The 25,831-nt window shown below is 72.6% G+C and carries 26 protein-coding genes, 1 tRNA gene and 2 pseudogenes; 11 read left to right on the top strand and 18 right to left on the bottom strand.

Features of this window, described 5'->3' with window-relative positions; translation table 11 throughout:
- Window positions 1-3: 3 nt before the first annotated feature.
- Window positions 4-663, top strand: coding sequence for an O-methyltransferase (locus tag ACFY0O_RS14000; protein ID WP_358896321.1), 660 nt, complete (start codon window positions 4-6; stop codon window positions 661-663).
- 16 nt (window positions 664-679) lie between these two features.
- Here the strand turns inward: ACFY0O_RS14000 and ACFY0O_RS13995 are convergent, their stop codons facing one another.
- The 3 genes from ACFY0O_RS13995 to ACFY0O_RS13985 all read right to left on the bottom strand — a co-directional run bounded on the left by ACFY0O_RS13995 (window position 680) and on the right by ACFY0O_RS13985 (window position 3,148).
- On the bottom strand, window positions 680-883 hold the full coding sequence (locus tag ACFY0O_RS13995) for a zinc ribbon domain-containing protein (protein ID WP_045950330.1): 204 nt from the start codon (window positions 881-883) through the stop codon (window positions 680-682).
- Window positions 884-892: 9 nt separating this feature from the next.
- Complete coding sequence (locus ACFY0O_RS13990) at window positions 893-1,606, bottom strand: DUF4383 domain-containing protein (protein ID WP_388946770.1); 714 nt, start codon at window positions 1,604-1,606, stop codon at window positions 893-895.
- A gap of 276 nt (window positions 1,607-1,882) precedes the next feature.
- Window positions 1,883-3,148 carry a hypothetical protein gene (locus ACFY0O_RS13985; RefSeq protein WP_388946768.1) on the bottom strand — a complete coding sequence of 422 codons (1,266 nt, stop codon included), beginning with the start codon at window positions 3,146-3,148 and terminating at the stop codon, window positions 1,883-1,885.
- Between the two features lie 85 nt (window positions 3,149-3,233).
- Between ACFY0O_RS13985 and ACFY0O_RS13980 the strand changes: the two genes are divergently transcribed.
- Window positions 3,234-3,308, top strand: a tRNA-Val gene (locus tag ACFY0O_RS13980).
- A 55-nt stretch (window positions 3,309-3,363) separates the two neighbouring features.
- On the opposite strand, the pseudogene ACFY0O_RS13975 reads toward ACFY0O_RS13980, so the two are convergent.
- A pseudogene (locus tag ACFY0O_RS13975) lies at window positions 3,364-4,133 on the bottom strand (tyrosine-type recombinase/integrase); the annotation flags it as partial.
- A gap of 636 nt (window positions 4,134-4,769) precedes the next feature.
- Here ACFY0O_RS13975 and ACFY0O_RS13970 point away from each other — a divergent pair.
- Window positions 4,770-4,907, top strand: coding sequence for a hypothetical protein (locus ACFY0O_RS13970; protein WP_388946767.1), 138 nt, complete (start codon window positions 4,770-4,772; stop codon window positions 4,905-4,907).
- 417 nt (window positions 4,908-5,324) lie between these two features.
- Here the strand turns inward: ACFY0O_RS13970 and ACFY0O_RS13965 are convergent, their stop codons facing one another.
- Both ACFY0O_RS13965 and ACFY0O_RS13960 read right to left on the bottom strand, forming a co-directional pair.
- On the bottom strand, window positions 5,325-5,972 hold the full coding sequence (locus ACFY0O_RS13965; protein WP_388946765.1) for a hypothetical protein: 648 nt from the start codon (window positions 5,970-5,972) through the stop codon (window positions 5,325-5,327).
- A 322-nt stretch (window positions 5,973-6,294) separates the two neighbouring features.
- A complete protein-coding gene (locus tag ACFY0O_RS13960) occupies window positions 6,295-6,696 on the bottom strand; it encodes a pyridoxamine 5'-phosphate oxidase family protein (protein ID WP_388946763.1) in 402 nt (133 codons plus the stop codon).
- A 295-nt stretch (window positions 6,697-6,991) separates the two neighbouring features.
- On the opposite strand from ACFY0O_RS13960, the gene ACFY0O_RS13955 reads away from it, so the two are divergent.
- Entirely contained in the window at window positions 6,992-7,429 is a 438-nt protein-coding gene (locus ACFY0O_RS13955; RefSeq protein WP_388946761.1) for a hypothetical protein, read from the top strand.
- A 59-nt stretch (window positions 7,430-7,488) separates the two neighbouring features.
- On the opposite strand, the gene ACFY0O_RS13950 is transcribed toward ACFY0O_RS13955, so the two are convergent.
- Window positions 7,489-7,563 carry a 50S ribosomal protein bL37 gene (locus ACFY0O_RS13950; protein ID WP_099895366.1) on the bottom strand — a complete coding sequence of 25 codons (75 nt, stop codon included), beginning with the start codon at window positions 7,561-7,563 and terminating at the stop codon, window positions 7,489-7,491.
- A gap of 110 nt (window positions 7,564-7,673) precedes the next feature.
- Between ACFY0O_RS13950 and ACFY0O_RS13945 the strand changes: the two genes are divergently transcribed.
- Window positions 7,674-8,318, top strand: coding sequence for a hypothetical protein (locus ACFY0O_RS13945; RefSeq protein WP_388946760.1), 645 nt, complete (start codon window positions 7,674-7,676; stop codon window positions 8,316-8,318).
- Window positions 8,319-8,325: 7 nt separating this feature from the next.
- Window positions 8,326-8,553, top strand: a complete 228-nt coding sequence (locus ACFY0O_RS13940; protein WP_079426589.1) for a DUF2277 domain-containing protein — start codon at window positions 8,326-8,328, stop codon at window positions 8,551-8,553.
- A 12-nt stretch (window positions 8,554-8,565) separates the two neighbouring features.
- Here the strand turns inward: ACFY0O_RS13940 and ACFY0O_RS13935 are convergent, their stop codons facing one another.
- The 4 genes from ACFY0O_RS13935 to ACFY0O_RS13920 form a co-directional block, all read right to left on the bottom strand.
- A complete protein-coding gene (locus tag ACFY0O_RS13935) occupies window positions 8,566-9,054 on the bottom strand; it encodes a hypothetical protein (RefSeq protein WP_388946758.1) in 489 nt (162 codons plus the stop codon).
- 147 nt (window positions 9,055-9,201) lie between these two features.
- On the bottom strand, window positions 9,202-9,813 hold the full coding sequence (locus tag ACFY0O_RS13930; RefSeq protein WP_388946756.1) for a DedA family protein: 612 nt from the start codon (window positions 9,811-9,813) through the stop codon (window positions 9,202-9,204).
- 105 nt (window positions 9,814-9,918) lie between these two features.
- Window positions 9,919-11,580, bottom strand: a complete 1,662-nt coding sequence (locus ACFY0O_RS13925; RefSeq protein WP_388946755.1) for an alkaline phosphatase D family protein — start codon at window positions 11,578-11,580, stop codon at window positions 9,919-9,921.
- Between the two features lie 113 nt (window positions 11,581-11,693).
- On the bottom strand, window positions 11,694-12,377 hold the full coding sequence (locus tag ACFY0O_RS13920) for a DUF1524 domain-containing protein (RefSeq protein ID WP_388946754.1): 684 nt from the start codon (window positions 12,375-12,377) through the stop codon (window positions 11,694-11,696).
- A gap of 536 nt (window positions 12,378-12,913) precedes the next feature.
- Here ACFY0O_RS13920 and ACFY0O_RS13915 point away from each other — a divergent pair.
- Entirely contained in the window at window positions 12,914-13,495 is a 582-nt protein-coding gene (locus ACFY0O_RS13915) for a TMEM165/GDT1 family protein (protein ID WP_358896355.1), read from the top strand.
- Window positions 13,496-13,524: 29 nt separating this feature from the next.
- Here the strand turns inward: ACFY0O_RS13915 and ACFY0O_RS13910 are convergent, their stop codons facing one another.
- Both ACFY0O_RS13910 and ACFY0O_RS13905 read right to left on the bottom strand, forming a co-directional pair.
- The gene (locus ACFY0O_RS13910) at window positions 13,525-14,214 is read right to left on the bottom strand and encodes an HAD-IA family hydrolase (RefSeq protein ID WP_388946753.1); all 690 of its coding nucleotides are present in this window, start codon (window positions 14,212-14,214) and stop codon (window positions 13,525-13,527) included.
- Window positions 14,215-14,346: 132 nt separating this feature from the next.
- Window positions 14,347-15,018, bottom strand: a complete 672-nt coding sequence (locus ACFY0O_RS13905; protein WP_388946751.1) for a peptidoglycan-binding protein — start codon at window positions 15,016-15,018, stop codon at window positions 14,347-14,349.
- A 602-nt stretch (window positions 15,019-15,620) separates the two neighbouring features.
- On the opposite strand from ACFY0O_RS13905, the gene ACFY0O_RS13900 reads away from it, so the two are divergent.
- The gene (locus ACFY0O_RS13900; RefSeq protein WP_388946749.1) at window positions 15,621-17,669 is read left to right on the top strand and encodes a DHA2 family efflux MFS transporter permease subunit; all 2,049 of its coding nucleotides are present in this window, start codon (window positions 15,621-15,623) and stop codon (window positions 17,667-17,669) included.
- A gap of 13 nt (window positions 17,670-17,682) precedes the next feature.
- On the opposite strand, the gene ACFY0O_RS13895 is transcribed toward ACFY0O_RS13900, so the two are convergent.
- Window positions 17,683-18,225, bottom strand: coding sequence for a GNAT family N-acetyltransferase (locus tag ACFY0O_RS13895; protein WP_388946747.1), 543 nt, complete (start codon window positions 18,223-18,225; stop codon window positions 17,683-17,685).
- 104 nt (window positions 18,226-18,329) lie between these two features.
- On the opposite strand from ACFY0O_RS13895, the gene ACFY0O_RS13890 reads away from it, so the two are divergent.
- Entirely contained in the window at window positions 18,330-18,725 is a 396-nt protein-coding gene (locus tag ACFY0O_RS13890) for a nuclear transport factor 2 family protein (RefSeq protein ID WP_388946745.1), read from the top strand.
- An 84-nt stretch (window positions 18,726-18,809) separates the two neighbouring features.
- On the opposite strand, the gene ACFY0O_RS13885 is transcribed toward ACFY0O_RS13890, so the two are convergent.
- Window positions 18,810-19,127 carry an antibiotic biosynthesis monooxygenase family protein gene (locus ACFY0O_RS13885; RefSeq protein ID WP_388946744.1) on the bottom strand — a complete coding sequence of 106 codons (318 nt, stop codon included), beginning with the start codon at window positions 19,125-19,127 and terminating at the stop codon, window positions 18,810-18,812.
- 118 nt (window positions 19,128-19,245) lie between these two features.
- Here ACFY0O_RS13885 and ACFY0O_RS13880 point away from each other — a divergent pair, with 118 nt between their 5' ends.
- The gene (locus ACFY0O_RS13880; RefSeq protein ID WP_388947262.1) at window positions 19,246-21,216 is read left to right on the top strand and encodes a phosphatase PAP2 family protein; all 1,971 of its coding nucleotides are present in this window, start codon (window positions 19,246-19,248) and stop codon (window positions 21,214-21,216) included.
- 47 nt (window positions 21,217-21,263) lie between these two features.
- Here ACFY0O_RS13880 and ACFY0O_RS13875 read toward each other — a convergent pair whose 3' ends face one another.
- Window positions 21,264-22,649, bottom strand: coding sequence for an FAD-binding oxidoreductase (locus tag ACFY0O_RS13875; protein WP_388946742.1), 1,386 nt, complete (start codon window positions 22,647-22,649; stop codon window positions 21,264-21,266).
- 256 nt (window positions 22,650-22,905) lie between these two features.
- Window positions 22,906-24,156, bottom strand: a complete 1,251-nt coding sequence (locus tag ACFY0O_RS13870; protein ID WP_388946740.1) for a cytochrome P450 — start codon at window positions 24,154-24,156, stop codon at window positions 22,906-22,908.
- A 265-nt stretch (window positions 24,157-24,421) separates the two neighbouring features.
- On the opposite strand from ACFY0O_RS13870, the gene ACFY0O_RS13865 reads away from it, so the two are divergent.
- Window positions 24,422-25,591 carry a steroid 3-ketoacyl-CoA thiolase gene (locus tag ACFY0O_RS13865; protein WP_344155681.1) on the top strand — a complete coding sequence of 390 codons (1,170 nt, stop codon included), beginning with the start codon at window positions 24,422-24,424 and terminating at the stop codon, window positions 25,589-25,591.
- Window positions 25,592-25,740: 149 nt separating this feature from the next.
- Here the strand turns inward: ACFY0O_RS13865 and ACFY0O_RS13860 are convergent.
- Window positions 25,741-25,831 (bottom strand): annotated as a pseudogene (locus tag ACFY0O_RS13860) (lytic transglycosylase domain-containing protein); the annotation flags it as partial.

Raw genomic sequence — 25,831 nt, 5'->3', positions numbered from 1 at the left:
CGCATGACCAAGGGCAACACCACCAAGATCACCGATGAGCTCTACCGCTACGTCCTCGCGCACAACCCCCCGCTGGACGAGGTCCAGCGGGGGCTCGTCGCCACCACCTGGGAGAAGTTCCCCGAATCCGCCGGCATGCAGTCGGCGGAGGAGCAGGGCCCGCTGCTCGCCTTCCTCGTCCGGCTGACCGGCGCGAAGCACATCGTCGAGGTCGGCACCTTCACCGGCTTCTCCGCCCTGTCCATGGCCCAGGCCCTGCCGGCCGACGGCCGCCTGATCGCCTGCGACGTGTCGGAGGAGTGGACGGCGTACGGCCGCGAGGCGTGGGCGGCGGCCGGCGTCGCGGACCGCATCGACCTGCGCATCGCCCCCGCCCTCGACACCCTGCGCGCCATGCCGGCCGAACCGCACATCGACCTGGCCTACGTGGACGCGGACAAGGAGAACCAGATCCTCTACTGGGAGGAGCTGGTCCCGAGGCTGCGGCCGGGCGGCCTGATCGTCACGGACAACACCCTCTTCCACGGGACGGTGCTGGACGAGTCCCCCGGCAGCAGGGGCGCGGCCGTCCGCGCGTTCAACGACCACGCCATGGCGGACGCCCGCATGGACTCCGTCCTCCTGGCGATCTCGGACGGCCTCACCCTGTCGCGCAAGCGCTGAGCCCCTCTTCCCGGTCTCAGCAGCAACCGCCCCCGCCGCAGCAGCCCCCGCCCGAGGGCGCGGGGGCACTGCTGGTCCCGCCGACGGCGACGGCGGACAGCAGCTTCACGGTGTCGGCGTGCCCGGCGGGGCAGTCGGCGGGCGCGGAGGACTCGGCCATCGGACGGCTGACCTCGAAGGTGTCGTCGCAGGTCCGGCAGCGGTATTCGTAACGGGGCATGCGCCCAGGCTAACGGGCCGCCGCCCTGCCCCGGGCCCGTTCCTCGCGGGCGGCCTGGTCGGGGTGGCGGGCGCGCCAGTACGGGTTGTCGTGGGGGAGGGCGCTGCCCACCCGCCCGTACATCCCGAACCACATCAGCATCACGCCGACGACGAAGCTGAACAGCACGTTCTGGATGCGGAACGCGAGGAAGTTCAGACCGGTGTCCAGCAGCGCCAGGTTCACGAACCCGCTGGCGATGAACAGCAGCCCCAGCACGATGTTGAGGGTGGAGGCGAAGGTCCCCCCGACCACCATGCCGGCGACCAGCAGGAGGCCGATGCAGATCGACAGCACGCTCAGCGCGCCATTGGTGTTCAGGGCCAGCACGGTGTCGCCGCCGGTGTCGAAGAACCCGATCCGGTGGACCAGGCCCAGGACCCCGAAGACGATCAGCAGCAGACCGGTCAGCCCGGCGCCGACCCGGTAGACCTGGCTCAGCTTGTGGTCGGTGGGCAGGTGCTCGTCGAGCCGTGCGTTGACCGGGTGCAGCACGCGCTCCACCAGCCGGGGGCCCTGCCGCTCGGGGGGCGGGCCGTAGGGCTCGTGGGGGACGTACGGCGCGTAGTGCTCGTGCGGCTCGGTGCACCCGTAGGCCGCGTGCGGCACGTACGACTCCGGGCGCGCGGGGGGTGCGTGGCGTGCCTGGCGCTCGCGGGCCCTGTGGAAAGTGTGGGCAGCCATGACGCCCTCCTCGATTCCGTTCCCGGCACCCTCCAGCATCCGCCCAACCCCCACCCCGGACAACTCCCCACGGGCCCGCTCACCCGGCTCCCAGCCGGCCCCGCACCCAGGGCGGTCCCGCGCCAGGCTCCCCACCCGGGCCCCGCACCAGGCTCCTGAACCGTCCGCCCATCAGGCCCCCACCCGCGCCCCGCACCGGGCTCACCAGCCGGTCGCGCACCAGAGCGCCCCAGCTGGTCCCGCACTGAGCCCGCACTGGGCCCCTCACCTGCCCCCTCACCCGGCGGCGCGGCGGCCCCGCATGTCCGCCACCACCCGGCCCACCGCCGCCCGGACCTCCTCCATCTCCTGCAGGAAGTGCCAGTAGTCGGGGTGGCGCCCCTCCAGGCCCGCGAGCGCCCGCTCCATCCGGGCCACCGCCTCGTCCAGCGGACGCGCGTGCCGCGGATCGGGCACGCTGCGGCCCTCCATCGCCAGCCGCTGCGCGTCGCGGATCGCGAACCGGGTCCGCTGGACCTCCGCCTGCGGGTCCCGCGCCACCGCCTCCAGCCGCGACAGCCGGTCCTGCGCCGCCGAAACCGCCTCGTCGACGGCGTCCAGCCCCGCCCGCACCGCCTCGACCAGCGCCGTCACGTCCGCCCAGCGCTGCTCGTCCCGCGCCCGCCCGGCCTCCGCCAGCCGCTCCTCGGCCTGCGCCACCTCCCGCACGGCGTGGTCCGGCACGTGCTGGAGGTCCTGCCAGCAGGCCGCGCTGAACCGGCGACGCAGCTCGCTGAGCACCGGATCCACCCGGTCAGCCCGGTTGCGCAGCGCCTGCGCCCGCGTCCGCAGGCTCACCAGCCGCCGGTCGATCTCCGCCGCCCGCTCCGGCAGCCGTTCCGCCTCGGCCCGTACCGCCCCCGCGTCCCGCAGGATCCGCTCCGCCCGCTGCACCGTCTCCGGCACCCCGTGCTGCGCCGCGCCCTGGTTCAGCTTCGTCAGCTCGGGCCCCAGCGCCGCGAGCCGCGCCGCCAGGTCGTCGGCCCGCATCCCCTTGGCCCGTACGGCGTCCAGCGCGTCGCTCGCCGCCAGCAGCGCAGCCTTCGCCCGCTCCCGGGCCGGCGCGACCCGGGCCAGCTGCGTCTCGGCCTTGTCCAGCAGCGGCTGCAGCCCCTGCGCGAACCGCTCCAGCTCCCCCTTGACCCGGACGAGCTCCTCCCGGGCCCGGGTCAGCTGCTGCCTGGCCTGCGCCGCGACGGAACCCTCCAGGTCGACCCGGTCCAGGTCGTGCGCGTCGACGGCCTCGATGTAGGTGTGGCTGACCTCGTCGATCCGCCGCCCGAGCGCCGCGAACCCCTCGGCGGCCTGCCGCGCGGCGGGCGACCCGTCGGCGGCGGCGATGGTCTCCATCGAGATCCGCAGGTCCCGCTGGGCGGTGTCCAGTTCGTAGAACGCGGCCGCGGCGGCGTCCTTGGCCGCCTGCGCATCCGCCCGCCGCCCCTCGTCCCGCCCACCGAACCACCGCCGGGATGCCGTCGCCACAGTCCCTCTCCCGTACCCCATCCGCCCAAGCCCGGGTCCATTCTCCCCCACGGGAACGGGTTTGCGTGGGGGGTGCGCCTGCCATGTAGGCTGTCCACTCATCCACGGGTGCGTAGCTCAGGGGTAGAGCGCTGCTCTTACAAAGCAGATGTCGGCGGTTCGAAACCGTCCGCGCCCACCAGCGAAAAGACCCCCCGCCGATCACGGTGGGGGGTCTTTTGCATCCACAACTGACATCAACGCAGCCGGTCCAGGTGCCCGATGGCCTCGCGCTGGGTGTCCTGCCCGACGTGGGTGTACAGGTTCATGGTCACGGCGATCTGCGAGTGCCCAAGGATCTCCATGACGACCCGGGGCGGCACTCCGGCGGCGGTCAACAGGGCCGCCGTGCCGTGGCGCGCATCGTGCAGCCGGATCACCCTCAGGCCGGCCTCCTTGGCCACCCGCGTGAACGACCCGGTAGACGTTCCTGGGCTCGACCGGCCGTCTGGTTCGGGTGGTGAAGACGTACCCGGTCTCCTGCCGGGCAGGGGCAGCGTCTGCCGGCGCCGACGGCCCTTGGGGTCGTCCTCGTACGCCTCTCCGCCGACCCGTTGCCGCTGAGTCCGCACCCGGATCTCACGTACAGCGGGTCCGTCCGGGCAGCGGCCAGGAAGTCCAGCGTCTCCTGGAGGCTCCGGGAATCCATCTCCCGCGGGTCGACCTTGGGCGGCTCCACCAGCGTGGCCACGTTCCGGCTCACCAGCTCCTCACGGCAGGCCGCGGTGAGGGCGGTCCGTAGAACCTGGTGTGGCTCCTTCGCCGTTGCCGCGCGGGTCTTCTTCTGCAACTGCGCCAGGGCCCGCCGGACATCGGCCACGCTCATTGACTCCAGACGCTTCGAGCCGAGCAGCGGGACGAGGTAGAGCCGTACATGGATCTCGTACTTGGCGAAGGTGGTGCGCTTGCGGTGGGGCTTCACGATGTTGTCGAGCCAGTACGGCAGCCACTCGGAGAGCTTGGCCGCGCCCGGCACCGCGGTCGCTCCACATGCGTGTGGGTCGATGGCAGACGGGATGGGAGTTGGGGCGAGTAGTGGCGGGGCACAGGGAAGGCCAGGGAGCGTGGCAACTTCAAGTAGATCTGCTTGCTAACCAAAGCGACCGCGAGTCCGCCGAGCATGTGAGTTACGTCACTTACCCCGACATCGCGCCTGCTACGGCCGCCACGTCCGGGTGGACGACTAAATGACACAGCAAGGGGAGTGGTGAGCAGCTCTGGCTGTGGCTGCCGACGGCGCAAGCGGGTGGCCGGCTCGGGCATCAGCTCCTATAAGGGCAGGTGGTGATGCGCGTTGACACATAAGAGTTTACAACAGCACGTTGTAAAGTTCGGCGCTGACCACTCTCTTTGGTGTACTAAGTTGCAATCTCGTCCCCGACTGACGCAATTGCAAATTGTTGATGGGGTCCGGATTTTCTCCGGCTTGATATCGCAGGCGTCGAGCACATGATGGTGTCTCAACTGCCTGCCCCTGTGGTCGAGTGAGCCTAGGAACTACGTGGCCAACGAGGGGCAGGCCGGAACCCCTGGAGATTCCATGTCGAGTTTGACGTCATGTACCAAAGAGTCAAATCCCGGTCGAACCAAGGGATTGGTCACGGTGATCCTGATCGTGCTGGTCCTGTGGCCCGCTGCCGCCGAAGCTGCCGGTGCCTACACGAACGCCCAAGCGCTGGCCGTGATCTTGGTCGGTGGGGGTACAGCAACGGCGTACCGCAACCACCGCAACCGCTCCTGACTATGCATGGCGCGAAGAGCTCGTGAAGCAGCCGGAATGAACGCTGCTGACCGGTCCCGCTAGAGAAGCGGATCAGAAGGTTGCACAACAAGGGCGGCTCGGCTTCGGCCGGGCCGTCGCAGTTTCCGTCTCATTCATCTCCGTCCGGGCCCGTCCAAAGGGGAGCCTGGAAACTACGAGACGACGGAGGCCGACCGACCGTGAACGCAGGTGAACGTCCGGGCACCCGCCCCTGGCCAGTGCCTACAGACTCGGAAGGCAAGCGCCCTCCCGGGTCTTGCGGTCGTGGGAGGGTGCTCGTCGGTGACTAACGTTGACAACTCGCGGCGGCTCAGCCGCTGGTCAGCGCGTTGGTCGGTTGCTCAGCCTCAGGTGAGGTCGGCCGAGCGTCAGGTGCGGCTGCTTTGGGCGCCGAGGCTACGCGGCGCGACGCGCGGCCGGCGGGAAGAGTGCCTCATGGTGGTGCCAGATGAGATACCGGTCCTCGCGCCGTAGCTCAGCCGAACCCCACTCGATTCGCATGACGCCGCGCTCCATTGAGCAAGCGTAGGCCACGATGATCAGGCGAAGGTCGGGTGGCAGAAGGGCCACGTCTGGATGTACATGCCCCTCGTCCAACTCATCCAGGCCGAGGTCGAGTGCCTGCTGCATCGGTTCTGGGCCGTGCCTGCGGATCAGGTCTGCTCGGAAACCGGCAGCTTTCCTGAGCCGCGCCTCGGTGACCGGCACGTCCTTCTTCGCGTAGCGGATGGGGTAGATGACGTTGTTGCCGATGAGCATCACCGTGCGGCCCTGTAGCCGGCGGGAGGTCGTTCCTTCGAGCGGTGTGAGGCCAGCTGCGAGCGCTTCGTATTGCGCTGCGTGAAGCCCGTGACCGTACGCCTCCAGGGTCTGGGTGTGGACTCCTTCGTGAGCGTGGCGCGCCCTGTCGTGTGCTTCCGCGAGGCAGGCTGGCACGGTTTCGGCCAGCTGGCTGGCTATGGCGCCGAACGTATCGGTGGCCCATTGTGTAGCTGAACTCACTATGCGTCGCCCTCCCTGCGTGGTCAGAACGCCGAGCTGCATTTGCCCACGGTGCGGGGGGCTGGTCAGGCGCGCAAGAGGGCGCAAGGAGCACAGGCCGCGCATAGGCCCTGCGTCTGACATCCATGGACGACATCAACGAGGACGGACACTGACAGCTCCGCGCGTATTTCCAGGGGTCCCAGGCTGGGGTCCGATTGGTCAGCTCAGAGGCTTGGGCGAGCCTACAAGGCAGATGTCGGCGGTTCGAAACCGTCCGCGCCCACCAGCACAAAGACCCCTCGCCGATCACGGTGGGGGGTCGTTCGCGCCTGCAGTGGCTGTGCCGGGTGGTTCCGGCCTGGCGACGGGCGTTCGGCGGGGGTTACCAGGAGAGGTCGCGGAGGTGGGGTGGGCGGTCCGGGGTGAAGCGGATGAGTTTGGTCGCCGGGTCGTCCAGGGGTTCCGAGAAGCGGGCCGGCCAGGTGTGGGGGTCGGGGCCCAGGTAGCGGGTCAGTTTGCGGAGGGCTCGGGGGCGGTCCAGGGGGACGGCGGCGGCCGTGCCCCGGCAGGTGACCGACAGGACCTGGCCGTCGGCGAGCTCGCAGGTGTCGATGACCAGTGCGACGCGGGAGTCGGCCGAGAGGATCCGTTCCATGCGGGAGTAGGAGCCGGTCAGCCACCAGAAGGCCCCGTCCTCCCAGAGGAACCACACGGGCCGGACCTCGGGGCCCTGCGTGGCGACCCGTGCCACGAGGGGGCGGGCGAGGAATTCGTCGACATCCACCTGGTGCGCCTTCCGATCGGGTTCGAAGATCGTTCGGCTAGAGCTTGCCATGCCAGGGCGAACTCGCCCGCGGTGGCCTTCATGGACTCCTAATCCGGCAGGGCTCCTGCCGAAGGCACGCACGTCGTGGCGGTGACGATGGTGCCAGCGCTGTGACGAGGAGTGGCGGGGCCGGGCACGGGTGGCGGGTGGTGTCAAGACACGGGGTTGCGGGGCGTGACCGGGGGTGGGGGGCGGGGGCTTACTTGAGGTCCGGTCGCTGCGGAGCGACGGGAGACCGAGAGGAGCAGTAGCCATGTCCCACCAGGTGCACACCCCGAGCCCCGCCCCCGCCAAGCGGCGGATGTTCCGCTACATGATGATCCTGACCACGGCCGCCTTCATCGCCGGGGGCATCGCTTCCCTGCCCGCCTCGGCCGCCGTGCCCCGGGCTCCGGCGGCCGTCAGCACCGGCGCGCTGCCGTGTCCGTCGGGTTATGTGTGGCGGGACAGCTATGACGGCGATGCGCTGTGCGTGACGCCCGCCGAGCGGGACCGGGTGCATGCCTCGAATCCGAACCGGCAGCCCGGCGGGGGTGCGTACGGGCCCTGGACCTGTAAGCCGGGGTACGTGTGGCGGGAGAAGTGGGTCGGGGACACCCTGTGCGTGACGCCCGCCGAGCGGGACCGGGCCAAGGGGCATGGCCAGCTGATCGACAACGGGCCGAATCTCATCGGCATACCCGGGAGGTGATCCCCGTCTACGAGCCCCCGGCCGGTCGGCCGGGGGCTACGGGGTGTGCGGCGCCGCGGTCAGGCGTTGGGGCGCTTTCCGTGGTTGGCCTTCTTCTTCTTGCGGGCGCGCTTCTTGTTTCCTCGCTTGGCCATCGGGAGTCTCCCTTGGTTCGCCTCGACGCGGATGTTCCGGGCGTCCGCCAGTCTAGGATCCGGGCCGGTTTCCCGCGCGGCGGCGCGGGGACCATCCCGCAGGGGGGGTGATGGGTGTGGCCGGGGAGTGGGTCTGGCCCCTCGGGGCCTTCGGGCTCGGGGGCGCGTGGCTGGGGCTGGCCGCCTGGTGGCCGGGGCGGGGGCGGTTCGAGCGGGTGCGGGAGGCCGAGCGGGAGCGGCTGCTCGCGCGGTGGGGGGAGGAGCGGCCTGCGGAGGCAGGGGATCCGCGGCTGGTGGACGCCTCCGCCGGGGGGAGGGGAGAGGGGGGCGGACCGCTCGACTCCTTCACGCCCATGCTCGTCGAGTACTACGCGTACGGGCTGGCGCAGGCGCGGGCCAGCTTCGTCACCAGCCAGTGGTTCGCCGGGGTCGGCGCGGCCGTGCTGCTCTTCGGGATCGGGCTCGGGGTGTGGAAGGCCGAGAGCGGCGGGGAGGTCTACGTCGGCGTGGTGACCAGCTCCGTCGGGGTGGTCGTCACCCTGGTCGGGCAGCTGTTCCACCGCCGGGCCGACGCCGCCCTGCGGCACATGGCCGCCCAGAGCGCCTCCCTCCGCGAGGACCGGCGGGCCGCGGAGGGCCTCCGGCAGGCGATCGCCCTGCTGGAGGAGGTCTCCGATCCGGATCTGCGGGGACGGCTGCAGGCCGGGCTCGTCATGCGGCTTTCCGGGGCGGAGCTGCCGCCCGCGGGGTCATAGTGGAGGTATGTGCCGTTCCATCAAGACCCTGCGCCCGCCCGCCATCCCCGAGAAGGCCACCGAGGAGGAGATCCGCGCGGCCGCGCTCCAGTACGTACGGAAGGTTTCCGGGTTCAGGGCACCCGCCGCGCACAACCAGGAGGTGTTCGACGCCGCCGTGGACGCCGTCGCCGAGGCGACGCGGCTGCTGCTGGACGGGGTGCAGGTGCGCGGACGGGCCGCCGCCGCGGTGTGAGGGCCGGCGGGGTCAGGCCGTGCGGCGGCGCAGCAGCCAGATCCCGGCGCCGAGCGCGCCGGCCGCGAGGGTGCCGCCGACCACGATCTGGGCCCGGCTCATGGAGTCCATGCTGCCGCCGAGGCCGCCGCGCGCGGCGCCGGGGGCGACCTGGAGGGTGACGTTGACCCGGCGGCCTCCGCACTCGAAGGTGACGGGGTACGAGCCGGGGGTCGCGTCGCTGAAGACGGTGGCCGTTCCGGAGAGGTTGCTCGCGGTGGCGCTGCCGGGGCCCAGGCTGACGGTGTTGAAGACGCGGGAGGACGCCCGGCCGGTGCGCGTGCTGCAGCCGTCGACGTTGAGGCCGACGCGGCCGCCCGGGGAGACGGTGCCGGGGGAGACGGTGGCGGAGGGGGTCGTGCCGCCGGCGGGGGCGGCGTGGGCGGGTACGGCGGCGGCTGCGATGACCAGTGTCGCGGCGGCGACTCCGGTCAGACGATGCCGGATGCGCATGGGGGGCATGGCGGGACTCCTCGGCTCCTCGGAACGACTCGGTGGCGTGCCGTGCTCTGGACGCTAGAAGCCGGGGCGGCGGGCCGCGATTGGTGCCGGGTGAACGGGTGACCCACTGGCCCACCCGGGCCATCCTTCCGGGGGACGCCGACCGCGTCAGGCCGTCGCCGGGGGTGTGGGGGAGGGGCGGCGCAGCAGGAAGGCGGAGAGGGAACCGGCGGTGAACAGGGCCAGCAGGGAGACCGCCGTGCCCAGCCAGGCCGTGCCCAGCCACTGGGTGCCGAAGTAGCCCAGCGCAACGCTGTAGCCCGCCCAGCTGATGCCCGCCAGGACCGACCAGGGCAGGAACTCCGCCAGCGTGCGCCGCGTCTTGCCCGCGCCCAGCGAGACCACCGAGCGCCCGGCCGGGGCGAAGCGGGCCAGGACCACCAGCAGGCCGCCGCCCCGGGCCAGGGCCGTGCCCAGCCGGTCGTGGGCCCGGGTCAGGCGGCGGGAGCGGACGATGACCCGGTCCAGGCGGGGCCCGCCGCGGCGGGCCAGCCGGTAGGCCGAGAGGTCGCCCAGCACCGAGGCCGAGGCGGCCACCGTGAGCAGGACCGCGACGTCCGGGACCCGCGCGGGCGGCCCGCCGGCCGCCGCGGCCGCCGCGGCGGTGATCACCAGGATGCCGCTCGGCAGCACCGGCAGGAACACGTCCAGCAGGACCGACACCGCCACCACGGCGTAGATCCACGGGCTCGCGGTCAGCGACCCCAGCGTCTCGATCACAACGGGACTCCCCAGTCCGGAGCGCCGCGTGGTCGCGGGGGAGCGGCAGGGGCGGCTTGACAGCCATACAGCGTACGCCCGGCGGCGCCGCCCCGGAGCCCGGGCCTACTCCGCTCCGGTGAGCCGGCGGTCCAGCACCGTCACCAGCCGGGCACCGGCCCGCGACCGGCGGGCCTGGTCCAGCCGGAGGCCGGCCTCCCGCCCGGCCAGGGTCAGCGTCATCAGCTGGTTGCCGAACCAGGGGCCGCCCGTACGCCGCCAGCTCAGCGGCGGCCGTCCCGTCCGGCCGTGCCGGGAGAAACCGCGGCCCAGCCAGCGGCCCAGCCGGGACCAGCCCAGCCGGAAGCCCCATTTCACCGCGGTGTGGATGGAGTTGTGCACCGGCGAACAGGTCAGCTGGAAGACCCGCGCCGTGCTGGGTATGAGCGGTTCGGCCACGTACGCGTGGTGCACGTCCCCGGACAGGACGGCTACCGTCGCCGGGGCCTTCGGGCCGGTCCCGACCTCCTCGACCAGATCGCTGAGGGCGGCGAACGACGCCGGGAACGCCGCCCAGTGCTCGAGGTCGCTGCGCCGCCGCAGGTCCTCCGCGATGCGCGCCCACCGCTCCCCGCGCTCCCCGCGGCAGAGCGCGGCGTTCCACGTCTCGGCGTCATGGATCAGCGGCGGCATCAGCCACGGCAGCGAGGAGCCGATCAGCAGGTGGTCGTAGCCGCCGTGCCCGGACAGGGCGTTCTCCCGGAGCCAGCGCTGCTCCGCCGGGTCGAGCATGGCCCGCCCGTCCTCGGCGAGCACCCGCCCGGCCCGGGTGTCGACCATCAGCAGCCGGGTCCGGCCGAAGTCGCGGCGGTAGCTCCAGCGCACCGTCGCGGGGTCGGCGTCCGCCGCGGCCGCGAAGGCGCGCAGCGCGTCCGTGCCGTCCGGGGTGGCCCGTACGGCGGCGTACAGGGGGTCGGCGGCGAGTTCGGCGGGGGAGAGGTTGCCCAGGTGCTGGTACACCCAGTACGACATGAGTCCGCTGAGGACGCGCTCGGGCCACCAGGGGGTCGCGCGCATCTCCGCCTGCCAGGAGGCGCTGGTGTTCCAGTCGTCTATGACGTCGTGGTCGTCGAAGATGTGCAGGCTCGGGACGGTGGAGAGCAGCCAGCGGATCTCCGGGTCGCCCCAGGACTCGTCGTAGAGGCGGGTGTACTCCTGGTAGTCCGCAACCTGGGCGCCGGGGGCCTCGCGCAGGTCGCGGCGGGCCGCCAGCCAGCGCCGGGTGTCCTTCGACAGCTGGTCGGCGTAGACCTGGTCGCCGAGGAGCAGCAGCAGGTCCGGGCGGCCCCGCGACGGGTCGGCCGCGAGCCGGGCCGCGAGGGTGTCGAGGGCGTCCGCCCCGTGCGGTCCGCGCCGGCCGGCGGGCGGGGCGGCCTGCCGGCACGAACCGAACGTGATCCGCAGCTCGGGCGTGGGGTGGCCGGCGCCGCCTCCCACCGCCGGGCTGGCGATCGTGCTGGGCGGGAAGCGGCCGTCGGGCGGGGGCCAGACGGTCACGCCGTCGAGGAGCACCTCGTACGCCGTCGCCGTACCGGCCGTCAGGCCGGTGACCGGTATCAGGGCGTAGTGGTGGCCGGTGATCTGGAAGGTGCGGGCGCTGCCGCCGGATCCGTCGGCGCACCGCACCCGCGCCGTGCACGGGCGGTCCGCCTCGATCCAGATCGTGGCGGACCCGCCGGTGTCCCAGTCGACGTAGCGCAGCAGTGGTCCCAGTCGCAGTCCGGCCATCAGACTCCCCCTCCTCGACAGCCCTTTGGATCACGGTACGGGGCGGGGCGGGGGGCCGGCCTCCCCCTGGCGGGGGAGAGCGGGGGTGAAAATTCCCGGGGAGCGGCGGGGTGTCAGCAGCCGTTCAGGACGTTCACCAGGGCGGTCTTCTCCCCGGCGTCCATGCTCAGCCCCCAGTACTGCTTCACCTCGACCCAGGCGCGGGCGTAGGTGCAGCGGTAGGCGGTGCGCGGCGGCAGCCACTTGCCGGGGTCGAGGTCGCCCTTGGCCTGGTTGACGTTGTCCGTGACGGCTATGAGCTGGGGGCGGGTGAGGTCGTTGGCGAACTGCTGGCGCTTGGCGGTGGTCCAGGTGTTGGCGCCCGAACGCCAGGCCTCGGCGAGCGGGACCATGTGGTCGATGTCCACGTCCGAGGCGGCGGTCCACGTGGCGCCGTCGTACTCGGAGTACCAGCTTCCGCTGACGGCGGCGCAGGAGGAGTCGGTGGCGACGTTGACGCCGTCGCGCTTGAGGACCGTCTCACGGGTGTTGCAGGTGCCGGAGATGGTGATCCAGTGCGGGAACTGGCTGCGGCTGTAACCGGTGAGGGAGCCTTCGGCGGCCGGGGTGACGGTGGCCAGGTAGGCGCGGGCCTCGGCGGCGCTGATCGGGGTGGGCGGGGAGGCCAGGGCGGCCGGCGCGTTCACGAGGGAGGTGAGGGCGGCGAGGGCGACGGCGGAGGCGAGGACGCCGGCGCGCCCGGCGCGGCGGAGGCGACGCGCGTAGAACGAGGGCGTGCGGAAGGGCGTGAGGGGCATGAGGGGCTCCCTGGAGCGGGGGGGGTGGGGGCCGTGCGGCCCCGGCGGGGCGCGGCCATGTTGGCGGCGCCGGATGTCGCGGGGATGGGCACCAGGTGACAGATTGCCGACATGGGCACGTCACATCAAGGAGATCAACGCCCCACATTCAAGGGGAAGTTGAGATTCCGGCCGCCAGGACGGGGCAGGGTGGGGCCAAGCTCACATTCCGGACGCCCTGGCCTCGCGGCCGTCGTCGCGTACCCTGGACGGAGCAGAAGGGGAGTAGCTCTTCGCCGGACCGTCGACATACTGCTGGGTCACACCAGCCGGCGCCCGGAGGCGGATCGCGTCAGCGGCCCGCCAGCGAGACCTTCGGCCGCAGTGTCCTGTCCATGTGACGCGACGCGCGCGGCGCAGCATGCGTATCCCGCATGCGCGCGGTGTGTGGGCGTGTCGACATTTTTCAGGGCGCCGCCGAGCCGAAGCGACCCCTCAAACACCCCAGGTCTCTCGGTCCCGATGGCGTCCTGCCCGACCGATCGAGGTTTCACCCCGTGTTCAGCTTCACCGTGCTGGCGATCGCCTTCGGCGTCGTCTTCCTCGCCGAGCTCCCCGACAAGACGGCCCTGGCCGGTCTGATGCTCGGCACCCGCTACCGCGCCTCCTACGTCTTCGCGGGCGTGGCCGCCGCCTTCGCCGTGCACGTCGCGCTCGCCATCGCCGCGGGCAGCGTGCTCACGCTCCTGCCGCACCGGCTGGTGCAGGCCGTCGTGGGCCTGCTGTTCCTCGCGGGCGCCGCCATGCTGCTGTTCAAGAAGGGCGACGACGAGGAAGAGGTCAAGCCGCCCGCCGACCAGTCCTTCTGGAAGGTCTCGGGGGCCGGCTTCATGCTGATCCTGGTCGCCGAGTTCGGTGACCTGACCCAGATCATGACCGCCAACCTCGCGGCGCGGTACGACAACCCGCTCTCCGTCGGCCTCGGTGCCGTGCTGGCGCTCTGGGCGGTGGCGGGCATCGGCATCCTGGGCGGGCGCACCCTCATGAAGTACGTCCCGCTGCGGCTCATCACCAAGGTCGCGGCCTGCGTCATGCTGGCGCTGGCCGGGTTCTCCCTCTACGAGGCGATCGCGGGCTGACGCCGGCCGGGTCCCCCGCCCCGGCCGGGCTATCGCGCCGGGGCGGGGGTGAGGGCGAGGCGGATCGAGCCGTCCCCGGCGGTTTCGACCCGCACCGCGGTGAGGTCGTCCACGTGGGCCGTGGGGCCGTGGGCGGCGGCGCGCGGGCCTATGCCGATCACCCGCATGCCGGCCGCCAGGCCCGCCGCGATGCCTGCGCCGGAGTCCTCGAAGACCACGCAGTCGGCCGGGTCCACGCCCAGCTCGGCGGCGCCCTTGAGGAAGCCCTCCGGGTCGGGCTTGCTGGCCCCCACGGACTCGGCGGTCACCCGCACGTCCGGCATCGGCAGGGCGGCGGCCGCCATCCGGACTCCGGCCAGGGCGGCGTCGGCCGAGGTGACCAGGGCGTGCGGCAGGCGGGCGATGGCGGCCATGAACTCCGGGGCGCCCGCGACGGGCACCACGCCTTCGGTGTCGGCCGTCTCGCGGGCCAGCATCTCGGCGTTCTCGGCGTGGTTGAGCTCCATCGGGCGCTCGGGGAGCAGGATGGCCATCGTGGCGTAGCCCTGGCGGCCGTGGACCACCTTGAGGGCCTCCTGCGGGTCCAGCCCGTGCGACAGCGCCCACTCGCGCCAGCAGCGCTCGACCACCGCGTCGGAGTCGACGAGGGTGCCGTCCATGTCCAGGAGCAGGGCCCTGGCGTTGAGGACGACGTGGGCGAAGGCGGTGCTGGCCGACATCGGCGGGCTCCAGACGGGGCGGGAGAAGAGAACAAGTGGTTCCGTCCACCGGTCAGGGGGTGTGGACGGAACCACTTTGTTCCTACACGATACAAAACCGGGGGCGGTGCGCGCCACCGCCGCCCGCGTGACCTATCCCTCCAGGGCGCGCCGGGTCGCCGGACCGTAGACGCCCCAGGGGTCCCCGTAGACCCCGAACTCCATCTGGAAGTCCTCCACCGCCCGCTCCACGGAGCGGCCGTACCGGCCGTCGAACCGGCCGTTGTACATCCCCTGGTCCGCCAGCAGCCGCTGGAGTTTCAGCACCTCGGGGCCCGAGTCGCCGTTGCGCAGGGTCGCGGCCTTGGAGGGCGGCGGGGGAGGCGGGGCGGGCGTGGTGGCGCGGGGCGGGCTCGCGGACGGGCTCGGGGACGGCGCCGCCGAGGTGCGGGAGGGGCTCGGGGAGGGAGACGCCGACCGGGACGCACTGGCCGACGCGGACGGCGAGGCCGATTCGGAGGCGCTCTCCGCGGGGCCGGACGGCGTCTGCGACGGCCCGGCGGGGGCCTCGCCGGTCGCGGGCACCGACGGCTTGGGGTCCGCCAGCGTCGTGCCGTCCTTCCCGGAGCCGGTGAACAGCCCCAGCGCCAGGGCGACCGCTCCGGCGGCCACCACCGCCCCGGCCGCCGCCAGCAGCGGGACCGCCCGCCACCGCGGCTTCGGCCGCCCGGCCCCCGTCCGCACCCCCTGCGGGGCCACGGCCCGCAGCCGCATCGTCCGGTCGGCCCCCGGCGCCCCGACGCCGCGCGGATCTGCCGGGAACACGGCCGTGGGGGCCTCGTCCGACGTGTCCGGAGCACCCGGAGCACCCGGAGCACCCGGAGTGGGCGGGGGAACCGCCGTGCCCGGAGCCGCCGGAACGGCGGGGATCATGGCCGTCGCCGCCTCAAGACCCCCACCGGGCCAGTCCGCCGCGCCGGAAGGTATCGGCGGGAACATGGCCGTGGGCGCCTCGTCCGGAGACGGCGGGACCGGCGGGACCGGCGGGAGCATGGTCGTCGGGGGCTCGGGGGGTTCCGGAGTGCCCGGCGGGTACGTCGGGAAGGGGGTGCCGGCGGAGGGGTCGGGGTGGGCCACGGAGCCCAGGACCGGCTGGGGCGGCGTCGGGGGAGGGGCCGTTCCCTCGGCCCCGGGCGCGGCCATGTAGGGGCGGATGCGCAACGGGTTGAACCCCACCCCCCGCGCACACACGCACTCGGCGCTCGCGGCGCCGCATTCCGGACAGCGCTCAGCGCTCACTGACAACCCCTCCCTGGACACTGCCAGCGATTATGCAGACCCCTTTGGCCCCACCCAACCCTTCCGAGAGGCCATAACCGGACAGACCGCTCAGGATGGAGGTGTTGATCCGGCGTGAGGAGGAGCCGATGGCTCAGGACGTGACCGCGTCGCCAGTGAACCCCGCCCCGGGAGCCGAACGCGCTTCCCGGGACGTGCTCGTCTCGATCGGGGCCCTCCTGCTGGGCCTGCTGATCGCGGCACTCGACCAGACGATCGTCTCGACCGCGCTCCCCACCATCGTGAGCGAGCTCGGCGGCATGGAGCACCTGTCCTGGGTGGTCACCGCCTACATGCTGGCGTCCACCGCGGCCACCCCCCTGTGGGGCAAGCTCGGCGACCAGTACGGCCGCAAGAAGCTGTTCCAGTACGCCATCGTCATCTTCCTCATCGGCTCCGCGCTCTGCGGGCTGGCCCAGGACATGCCGCAGCTGATCGGCTTCCGCGCCCTGCAAGGCCTGGGCGGCGGCGGGCTGATGGTGCTGTCGATGGCGATCGTCGGCGACATCGTCCCGCCCCGTGAACGCGGCAAGTACCAGGGCCTCTTCGGGGCCGTCTTCGGCGCGACCAGCGTGCTCGGCCCGCTGCTCGGCGGCCTGTTCGTGGACCACCTCTCCTGGCGCTGGGTCTTCTACATCAACCTCCCCATCGGTCTCGTCGCCCTCCTCGTCATCGCGGCCGCCCTGCGGATCCCCGCCCGGCCCTCCCGGCACACCATCGACTACCTCGGCACCGCCCTGATCGCCGGCGTCGCCACCTGCCTCGTCCTCGTCGCCTCCCTCGGCGGCAGCTGGGGCTGGGGCTCGGCCAGGATCGTGGGCCTCGCCGTCCTCGGCGCCGTCCTCCTCGTCGCCTTCCTGTTCGTCGAGCGCCGGGCCGCCGAACCGGTCCTGCCGCTGAAGCTGTTCCGGATCCGCACCTTCACCCTCTGCTCGGTGATCAGCTTCATCGTCGGCTTCGCGATGTTCGGCGCGATGGTCTACCTGCCGACCTTCCTCCAGGTCGTCCGGGGCGTCTCACCGACCATGTCCGGCGTCCACATGCTGCCGATGGTGCTCGGCCTGCTGATCGCCTCCACCACCTCCGGACAGATCGTCAGCCGCACCGGACGCTGGAAGGTCTTCCCCATCAGCGGAACCGCCGTCACCGCCGTCGGCCTGCTGCTCCTGCACCGGCTGGAACGCACCAGCTCCGACCTGGAGATGAGCGCCTACTTCTTCGTCTTCGGCGCCGGCCTGGGCCTGGTCATGCAGGTGCTCGTCCTGGTGGTGCAGAACGCCGTCAGCTACGCCGACCTCGGGGTCGCCACCTCCGGTGCCACCTTCTTCCGTTCCATCGGCGCCTCCTTCGGCGTCGCCATCTTCGGCACGATCTTCACCAGCCGGCTCGGCGAGAAGCTCACCGCCACCCTCGCCGGCGTCCCCCTCCCGCCCGCCGCGAGCCCGGAAAGCATCGAGGCGGACCCCCGGGCCATCGGCGCCCTCCCTCCCGCGCTGCGGCCCCGGGTGCTGGACGCCTACTCCAGCGCCATCACCGACGTCTTCCTCTACGCCGTCCCCGTCGTCCTCCTCGCGTTCCTGATCGCCTGGTTCCTCAAGGAGGACAAGCTCCGCGGGTCCGTCACCGCCCCCGATGTGACGGAGACGCTCGCCTCCAACCCCGTCCAGCGCTCATCCCACGACGAGGTCGCCCGCGCCCTGTCGGTGCTCGGCACCCGCGAGGGCCGCGTCCACGTCTACGAGAAGATCACCGCGAGGGCGGGCTACGACCTGCTGCCCGCCGCCAGCTGGATCCTGCTCCGGATGAAGAAGTACGGCTCGGTGGACCCGGCGCTGCTCGCCGAACGCACATCCGTTCCGCTCAGGGCCGTCACCGACGCCGCCCGTCAGGTAGAGGAGCGCGGGCTCGCCGCCAGGGAGGGGCTCTCCCTCGTGCTGACCGACCGGGGCCGCGAGGCCGCGGACCGGCTGGCCGGCGCCCGGCAGGAGTCCCTCGCCGAACTGCTCGGCGACTGGTGGGGCCCCGACCGCCCCACCGACCTCGTCAAACTCGTCGAGGAACTCAGCCGGGAGCTGTGCGGATCCGACGCCGAGGAGCCCTACGACACCCTCCCGCGCCGGGACCACGCGGCGCGCTGACCGGCGCAGCCGATCACACCAGCGGCTTCTCGAACCAGTGCTGGGCGTACGGCCCGGAGTTGTACGCCGGTATCTCCCGGTACCCGTGACGCGCGTACAGGGCGCGCGCCTCCACCAGGTCCGTCCTGGTGTCCAGCCGCATCCGCCGGGCGCCCAGCGCGCGGGCCTCCTCCTCCAGGACGGCGAGCAGCGCCGCCCCGCCGCCCGTGCCGCGCGCGCTCGCGTCGACGTAGATCCGCGTGAGCTCCGCGGTGGCCGGGTCCAGGAGCCGTATGCCGCCGCAGGCCAGGGGCCGCCCGTCGAGCCGGCCGACGACGAACCGCCCCGTCGGCGGTGCCAGCTCGTCGGCCGGGAAGTCCAGCATCCCCTGGTCGATCTCCGCCTCCGTGACGGACCGCTCCCAGTACCGCCCCGCGACCTCCGCGTAGTACGCGCGCCGCAGGGCCGTGGCGTCCGCCGTCGTGAACGGCTCGGGGGCCACCGCCCAGCCGGAGGCGCCGCCCCGGTCCGCCGTCGTGCCCGCCCTGCCTGCCGTCGTGATCACATTCCTGTCCATGCCGCCATTGTGGAGACCCGCCCCCGCTCCCCGCGTGGAATATCCACAGGCACGGGCCGATGATGAGAAAAGGCGTAAATCACACGAACGAAGGGTGGACGGTCATGTCGGAGCATCCGGACTGTGCCCTGATCCGCCGCGGCTACGAGGCCTTCGGCAAGGGCGACATGGAGACCCTGGGCAGCCTGATGACGGCTGACGTCATCCACCACGTGCCCGGCACCAGCCCCTTGTCCGGGCACCACAAGGGGCGGGAAGCGGTCCTCGACCTCTACCGCCGTATGGGAGAGGAGACCGGCGGTACCTTCCGGGTGACCCTGGAGCGCGTCCTGGTCGACGGCAGGGGCCACGCGATGTCCTCCCACACCACCATGGCGGACCGCGGCGACCGGGGCATCGAGATCCACGAGGGGCTCTTCTTCACCATCGTCGGCGGCAAGATCACCGACATCGACCAGTGCACGCAGGACCTCGACGAGAGCGACGCCTTCTGGAGCTGAGGGCCGAGAGCCGAGCGCCGAGCGACGGAAGGCGGAAGACGGAAGGGCCCGGGAGCGCACGCCCCCGGGCCCTTCCCTCCGTCCTCACGCCTTCTTCGGCGCCGCCTGCTGCACGACCTCGAACGACCACACCTGCGACCCCGACGCCGCCGGCTTCGGCCGGTCCCCGCCACCCTGGTGCGCCGCCTTCATCGGACCCTCCATCCACGCCTGGAAGTCCTCCTCGGAGCGCCAGCGCGTGTACACGAGGTACTGGTCCGTGCCCTCGACGGGCCGCAGCAGCTCGAACCACTCGAACCCGTCCGAGGACTCGACGGCCCCCGCACGCGAGGCGAACCGCTGCTCCAGCACCTCCCGCTGTTCGTCGGGAACGGTCAGGGCGTTGATCTTCACGATGCTCATGCCGCCATCCTAGGGATCGCGCGGGGGATATCGTCGTCCAGGCAGTGATCCCCAGTGAGGACGGCGAGGCGTGGCTGACGCGGCGGAGCACGGCGGTGCCGACGGACGTGCCGCGGTCATGGGCGGCAGCGGCAGACTCGGGGCGGCCCGCCTCCTGTTGTGGGCGCTCGCCGCGGTCCTCGCCGTCAGACAGGCGGCCGCCGTCCTGCGCGTGCCCCCGGCCGAGTGGTTCGGCGACCTCCACCTCTCGGCCGGCACCGCCGCCCCCGGCACCCTCTACGACGCCGGACAGTTCACCGGCACCCCCTTCGCCGGCCTCGTCCTCAAGCCCCTGGCCGGCCTGGCCCCGCCCTCCTCCCTGGAGGTCGCCTGGACCTGCGTGACCCTGCTGCTCGTCGCCGCCGTCGGGGTGGTCGCGGCGCGCGGGCTGCCCGATCCGGTGCCCCGCCGCACCGCGCTGCTCGCCGCGCCCGTGCTGGTCGCGCTGATGATGGTCTCCCTCCCGGTCCGCGCGGCCGCCTTCCCGGGCCAGACCGCCGTCCTGCCCGTGCTGCTGGTGCTGCTCGCCGTCTTCCGGGTGCCCGGGGGAAAGCCCGCCGGGCTCCTCGTCGGCCTCGCCGCCGCCCTCCAGCCCGCGCTCCTGCTCTTCGCCCCGCTGCTGTGGCTCACCGGCCGCCGCCCCACCGCCCGCGCCGCCGCCGCGAGCTTCGCCGCGGCCACCGTCCTGGCCTGGGCCGCCCTGCCGCGCGACTCGTGGACGTACTGGATCCACCACCTCGCCGGCACCGGCCTCGGCGGATCCCCCGACGGCCTCGCCAACCAGTCCGTCCACGGCGCCCTGCTCCGCTTCGGCCTCAGCGGCCCCGGCGAGATCCTCCTCTACACGGCCCTCGCCGCCGCGATCACCTGGGCCGCGCTGCGCCGCGCCGCCCGCTACGCCCGCGACGGCCAGCTGCTGCTCGCCGTCGCCGTCACCGGCTGCGCGGCCGTCGCCGTCTCGCCGACCGGCTGGCGCCACCAACTGCTGTGGGTGCTGCTCGCCGTGGCGGGCAAGGTCGGGAAGCGGGCCGCCGACCGGCGGGTGTGGCCGGCCGTCGTGGTGCCGGCCATCACCCTGCCGAGCGCGGTCCTGCTGCCCAACCTGGCCGCGCTGGCCCCCGTACGGGACAACGTGCCGCTCCTCGCGGCCGTGGCGGCGGCCTGCGCCGTGCCGTTCCTGCCGCGCTCCTCCCCGTACTGGCGCGAGCCCGTTCCCACCCGCTACGGACGTCCGGCCCCCGCTCGCTGGGCCCGGGTGCCGCTGCTGCCGCTGTGGCGGCGCGCGCTGTCGCGCCCCAGCCTGCCGCTGGAACTCCTGCTGATACGGGTCGGCTACGCGGTCTACTCGCACATCCGCGCCGCCGCCCCCGCCAGCCGCCCCGTCGCCGAACGCAACGGGAGCCGGATCCACGGCATCGAGCGGGTCCTCGGCATCGACATCGAGCGGGCCGTGAACCGGGCGGTGGCCGACACCCCGTGGCTGGAGGCGTTCTTCAACTTCTACTACTCCTCCTTCCACTTCGTGGTGCCCCTCGGGATCCTGGCCGTCCTCTACCGGCGCCGGCCCGGCGACTACCGCTGGGCGCGGGCCTCGCTGGGCCTGGCGACCGCCCTCGCGCTGGCCGGGTTCTGGCTGTTCCCGCTCGCCCCGCCGCGGCTGATGCCCGGCCTCGGCTTCGTCGACACCGTGCACGGGGCGCAGGACCTGGCGAACCCCTCGTACGGGGCGATGACCGCGATCTCCAACCAGTACGCGGCGATGCCCTCGCTGCACTTCGGCTGGTCGCTGTGGTGCGGGATCGTGGTCGTCGTGCTTGCGCCGAAGGGCTGGCAGAAGCTGCTCGGCGCGCTGCACCCGCTGATCACGGTGTGCGCGATCGTGGCGACCGCCAACCACTGGGTGCTGGACGCGGTGGGCGGCGCGGCCGTCGTCGGAGCGGGCTTCGGGCTGGTCCACGTCCTGTCCGGGCCGCGCGGGCTGCGGGTCACCCTGCCGGTGCAGCGCAGGACGGCCGGGGAGCCGGACCGGCTGGCCGCCGCCCGGCGGTAGGACCGGCGGCCGGACGAAGGGTCAGGAGGCGGTGGCCGGACGTCGGGTCAGGAGGCGGTGGCCGGGGGGATGTTCTGGTTGAGGCGGAAGAGGTTGCCGGGGTCGTAGTGGCGCTTCAGTTCCCGCAGCCGCCGGTACTTCGCCTCGCCGTAGGCCTGCGCGACCCGGTCCTCGCCCTCCTCCATCAGGAAGTTGGAGTAGACGCCGGTCTGGTAGGGGGCGAGCGCCGACCACAGGCCGCGCGCCCACTCCCGTTCCGCCTCGAACCCCTCGGGGCCCTCCGTCGTCCCGTTGATGTTGAAGGTGTGCCCCGAGGAGCGCCCGCCGAAGGCCGTCTCGTCGTCCCCGACCCGCCGGATCGCCCCGCCGAGCTGGAAGATCGGGAAGGCGGTGAGCGGTGACACGATCCGGGCCGCGTGCTCGGCGGTGCGGTCGATGACCTCGTCGTCCAGCCGGTCCACGTCGCAGGACTTGAAGTAGTACCAGCGCCCGCGTGGGAAGGACGGGTCGAACATCGCCTGGTGGGCGGTGAACGGCTTGGGCACGCACAGGTCCAGCAGCGGCGGCGGCCCCGCCTCGCGCAGCGGCCGGAGCACCTCCTCGCCGTCCTCGACGGGCCCCGCGTAGCAGCACACCACCATCACCACCGGCCGCCCGTGCAGCTCCCGCGGCATGAACGGCACCGGCGGCACCCGGCGGTGCACGACCGCGGTGGTCAGCTCGTCCGGCACGTCGGTGATCCAGTCCCGGTACAGGCGCAGCAGCCGCGGCGACTCCTCCACCGGCCACAGGACCGGGCCCGCGAGGACCACGGGACCCACCGGGTTGAGGCGGAACTCGAACTCCGTCACGATCCCGAAGTTCCCGCCTCCGCCGCGGATCCCCCAGAAGAGTTCGGCGTTCTCCTTCTCGCTGGCCGTCAGGAACGACCCGTCGGCCGTGACCACGTCCACCGACAGCAGCTGGTCGATCGTCAGCCCGTACTTGCGCATCAGCCAGCCGATCCCGCCGCCGAGGGTGAGCCCCGCCAGCCCGGTGGTCGTGACGATCCCGGCCGGGACGGCGAGCCCGAAGGCCTGGGTCTCCCGGTCCAGCTCGCCGAGCCGCACCCCCGCCTGGGCGCGGACGGTACGGGCCTCGGGGTCCACGCGTATGCCGCGCATCGCGGAGAGGTCGAGGACGACGCCGTCGTCGCACACCGAGTGCCCGGGGAAGCTGTGGCCGCCGGAGCGGACCGCCAGCGGCAGCCCCTCGCCCGCCGTGAACCGTACGGCGTCCCGCACGTCCGCGACGCCCGTGCAGCAGGCGATGAGGGCGGGGTGCCGGTCGACCGAGCCGTTCCAGACCCGCCGGTCCTCGTCGTACGCGGGGTCCCCGGGCCGCACCAGCCGGCCCCGGAAGGAGGGGCCCGGCGCAGCCGTGACCGTGGTCATGGCCCCAGTGTGGCACCGCGCGGCGGGACCCGCACGCCCGAACGGGTGAACGGCCTGGCGGCGGACGGCCGGCCGACCGAGGGTCGGACGGCCGAAGGGGCGCCGGGGCCGACGGGCCCCGGCGCCCCTTCGGTGGATCGCCGCGTCCTGCAAGGATCGGCCCGCTTCCGCGGTCGCGCCACTCGGGCGGCCGGTCCAGCGGACGGCAGGGGCCGGGGCGTGGGAGGTGACGGCCCCTGCCGCCCTGGGTCACGGGTCAATCGGCGTTGACCCGGAGCTCCTTGATGCCGTTGAGCCAGGCCGCCCGCAGCCGCCGCGGCCCGCCGCCCTCGGGGGCGAGCCGCAGGTCGGGCAGGGTGTCGGCGAGGGCGTTGAAGATCAGGTCGATCTCCATGACGGCCAGGGACTTGCCGAGGCAGAAGTGCGGGCCCCCGCCGCCGAAGCCGAGGTGCGGGTTCGGGTCGCGGGTGATGTCGAAGACCTCCGGATCCGTGAAGACCTCGGGGTCGCGGTTGGCCGAGGAGTAGAACATCCCCACCCGGTCGCCCGCCTTGATCTTCTGCCCGCCCAGCTCGGTGTCCTGGGTGGCGGTGCGCTGGAAGGAGACCACGGGCGTGGCCCAGCGCACGATCTCCTCCGCGGCCGTCGAGGGCCGGGTCGCCTTGTACAGCTCCCACTGCCCGGGGTGGGAGAGGAAGGCGTGCATCCCGTGGCTGATGGCGTTGCGCGTGGTCTCGTTGCCCGCGACCGCCAGCAGCAGCACGAAGAAGCCGAACTCGTCGGAGCGCAGGTTGCCCTCGCCCTCCGCCGCCACCAGCTGCGTGACGATGTCCTTGGCCGGGCACTCCTTGCGCTCGGCGGCCAGGTTCATCGCGTACCCGATGAGCTCGACGGCCGCGTTGGCGCCGACCTCCTCGGTGATGGCGTACTCCGGGTCGTCGTAGGCGACCATCTTGTTGGACCAGTCGAAGATCTTGGACCGGTCCCGCTGCGGTACGCCGATCAGTTCGGCGATGGCCTGGAGCGGGAGTTCGCAGGCGACCTGGGTGACGAAGTCGAAGCTGCCGTCCGCCGAAGCCGCCCGCGCCTCCTCGACGATCTTCCGCGCCCGGTCGCGCAGGGCCTGCTCCAGGCCGCGGATGGCGCGCGGGGTGAAGCCGCGCTGCACGATCTGGCGGACGCGGGTGTGCTCCGGCGGGTCCATGTTGAGCATGATCAGCCGCTGGGCCTCGATCTGCTCGCGCTGGACGTGCGCGTTGAAGCGGATGATCGCCGTGTTGGTGGTCGAGGAGAACAGCTCCGGGTGCGTGGAGACGTACTTGACGTCCGCGTGCCGGGTGACGGCCCAGTAGCCCTCGTCGTCGAACCCGGTGATCCCGCGCGGCTGTGCGCACCACCACACGGGGGCGGTCTGCCGGAGCCGCGCGAACTCCGGCAGCGGGACCCGTTCCTGCAGGAGGTCGGGGTCGGTGGCGTCGAAGCCTTCGGGCAGCACGGGACAGGACATCGGGCGACTCCAAGGTCTGACGAGGGTCTGACGGCCCATCAGAAGGTGGCTTGAAGGTAGTAACGAGTTCTAGAAGTGACAAGGGTCCCCGCGTCAACTCTTGAGTGTGGAATCCGTGGAGGGCGCGTGCAAGACCCTTGCGTGCGGGGGGTCCAGGTCATAAGACTGCGGTAGATAACTAGAACGCGTACTAGTTCGAGCAGGGCGGCAGCCGGACGGCCCGCCACGCCGGCGCCGTGCAGAGTGTGCAGGAGAGGACGAGCTCATGGCCGCGGAACCCGTCATCGTCGAAGCCGTACGCACGCCCATCGGGAAACGCGGGGGCGCCCTGGCCAACCTCCATCCCGCCTACCTGCTCGGCGAGACCTACCGGGAACTCCTCGCCCGTACCGGAATCCAGCCCGACTGCGTCGAGCAGATCGTCGGCGGCACCGTCACCCACGCCGGCGAGCAGTCCATGAACCCCGCCCGCAACGCCTGGCTCGCCATGGGCCTCCCCTACGAGACCGCCGCCACCACCGTCGACTGCCAGTGCGGCAGCTCCCAGCAGGCCAACCACATGGTCGCCAACATGGTCTCCGGCGGGGTCATCGACATCGGCATCGCCTGCGGCGTCGAGGCGATGAGCCGGGTCCCGCTCGGCTCGGGCTCCAAGCACGGCCCGGGCAAGCCCTTCCCGGACGAGTGGAACGTCGACCTCCCCAACCAGTTCGAGGCCGCCGAGCGGATCGCCCGGCACCGCGGCCTGACCCGCGAGGACGTCGACCGCCTCGGTGTGCTTTCCCAGGAGCGGGCCGCCACCGCCTGGGCCGAGGAACGCTTCAAGCGCGAGACCTTCGCCGTCCAGGTCCCGACCACGGAGGAGGAGCAGGCCGCCGGGCAGGGCATGTGGCGGCTGGTCGACCGGGACGAGGGCCTGCGCGACACCAGCATGGAGGGCCTGGCCCGGCTCAAGCCGGTCATGCCGACGGCCGTGCACACCGCCGGGAACTCCTCCCAGATATCCGACGGCGCCGCCGCCGTGATGTGGGCCTCCCGCAAGATGGCCCGCGCGCTCAAGCTGAAGCCGCGCGCCCGGATCGTCGCCCAGGCCCTGGTCGGCGCCGATCCGCACTTCCACCTGGACGGGCCCATCGACGCGACGCGGGCGGTCCTGGGCAAGGCCGGGATGTCGCTCAGGGACATCGACCTCGTGGAGATCAACGAGGCCTTCGCCTCCGTCGTCCTCAGCTGGGCGCAGGTCTTCGGACAGGACCTGGAGAAGGTCAACGTCAACGGCGGCGCCATCGCCCTCGGCCACCCCGTCGGCGCCACCGGCGCCCGGCTGATCACCACCGCGCTGCACGAGCTGGAGCGGCGCGACAAGGAGTTCGCGCTGATCACCATGTGCGCGGGGGGCGCGCTGGCCACCGGCACGATCATCCAGCGCCTCTGAGCCCCCGGGCCCGCGCGTGAGCCCCTGGGCCCGCGCGCCCGGAGGCGACCACTGAACCCGTGGGATGGGACGCGAGGGGCCCCGGTGGCCGGACCTGGGGAGGCCGGCCACCGGGGCCCTCGTGTGTCTGCCGCGCCGCGACCGCCGGCTTAGTACCAGTGGTTGGCCTGCCAGAAGTTCCAGGCGCCGACGGGGCTGCCGTAGCGCTCGTTCATGTAGTCCAGGCCCCACTTGATCTGG

It is taken from the genome of Streptomyces sp. NPDC001594, assembly GCF_042893675.1.
Lineage (GTDB): Bacteria > Actinomycetota > Actinomycetes > Streptomycetales > Streptomycetaceae > Streptomyces.
Note: the sequence above shows the minus strand (reverse complement) of the source record. Positions and strands in the feature narration are given on the sequence as shown.

Coding starts and splice junctions, on each gene's coding strand:
- ACFY0O_RS13865 (WP_344155681.1), top strand. CDS start 24,422: ATGGCCGCGGAACCCGTCATCGTCGAAGCCGTACGCACGCCCATCGGG.
- ACFY0O_RS13935 (WP_388946758.1), bottom strand. CDS start 9,054: ATGCCCCCCATGCGCATCCGGCATCGTCTGACCGGAGTCGCCGCCGCG.
- ACFY0O_RS13985 (WP_388946768.1), bottom strand. CDS start 3,148: ATGGGGTACGGGAGAGGGACTGTGGCGACGGCATCCCGGCGGTGGTTC.
- ACFY0O_RS13920 (WP_388946754.1), bottom strand. CDS start 12,377: ATGCCCCTCACGCCCTTCCGCACGCCCTCGTTCTACGCGCGTCGCCTC.
- ACFY0O_RS13995 (WP_045950330.1), bottom strand. CDS start 883: ATGCCCCGTTACGAATACCGCTGCCGGACCTGCGACGACACCTTCGAG.
- ACFY0O_RS13870 (WP_388946740.1), bottom strand. CDS start 24,156: ATGTCCTGTCCCGTGCTGCCCGAAGGCTTCGACGCCACCGACCCCGAC.
- ACFY0O_RS13925 (WP_388946755.1), bottom strand. CDS start 11,580: ATGGCCGGACTGCGACTGGGACCACTGCTGCGCTACGTCGACTGGGAC.
- ACFY0O_RS14000 (WP_358896321.1), top strand. CDS start 4: ATGACCAAGGGCAACACCACCAAGATCACCGATGAGCTCTACCGCTAC.
- ACFY0O_RS13955 (WP_388946761.1), top strand. CDS start 6,992: ATGTCCCACCAGGTGCACACCCCGAGCCCCGCCCCCGCCAAGCGGCGG.
- ACFY0O_RS13940 (WP_079426589.1), top strand. CDS start 8,326: ATGTGCCGTTCCATCAAGACCCTGCGCCCGCCCGCCATCCCCGAGAAG.
- ACFY0O_RS13895 (WP_388946747.1), bottom strand. CDS start 18,225: ATGGACAGGAATGTGATCACGACGGCAGGCAGGGCGGGCACGACGGCG.
- ACFY0O_RS13965 (WP_388946765.1), bottom strand. CDS start 5,972: ATGCAGCTCGGCGTTCTGACCACGCAGGGAGGGCGACGCATAGTGAGT.
- ACFY0O_RS13875 (WP_388946742.1), bottom strand. CDS start 22,649: ATGACCACGGTCACGGCTGCGCCGGGCCCCTCCTTCCGGGGCCGGCTG.
- ACFY0O_RS13885 (WP_388946744.1), bottom strand. CDS start 19,127: ATGAGCATCGTGAAGATCAACGCCCTGACCGTTCCCGACGAACAGCGG.
- ACFY0O_RS13890 (WP_388946745.1), top strand. CDS start 18,330: ATGTCGGAGCATCCGGACTGTGCCCTGATCCGCCGCGGCTACGAGGCC.
- ACFY0O_RS13945 (WP_388946760.1), top strand. CDS start 7,674: ATGGGTGTGGCCGGGGAGTGGGTCTGGCCCCTCGGGGCCTTCGGGCTC.
- ACFY0O_RS13900 (WP_388946749.1), top strand. CDS start 15,621: ATGGCTCAGGACGTGACCGCGTCGCCAGTGAACCCCGCCCCGGGAGCC.
- ACFY0O_RS13880 (WP_388947262.1), top strand. CDS start 19,246: ATGGGCGGCAGCGGCAGACTCGGGGCGGCCCGCCTCCTGTTGTGGGCG.
- ACFY0O_RS13990 (WP_388946770.1), bottom strand. CDS start 1,606: ATGGCTGCCCACACTTTCCACAGGGCCCGCGAGCGCCAGGCACGCCAC.
- ACFY0O_RS13910 (WP_388946753.1), bottom strand. CDS start 14,214: ATGTCGGCCAGCACCGCCTTCGCCCACGTCGTCCTCAACGCCAGGGCC.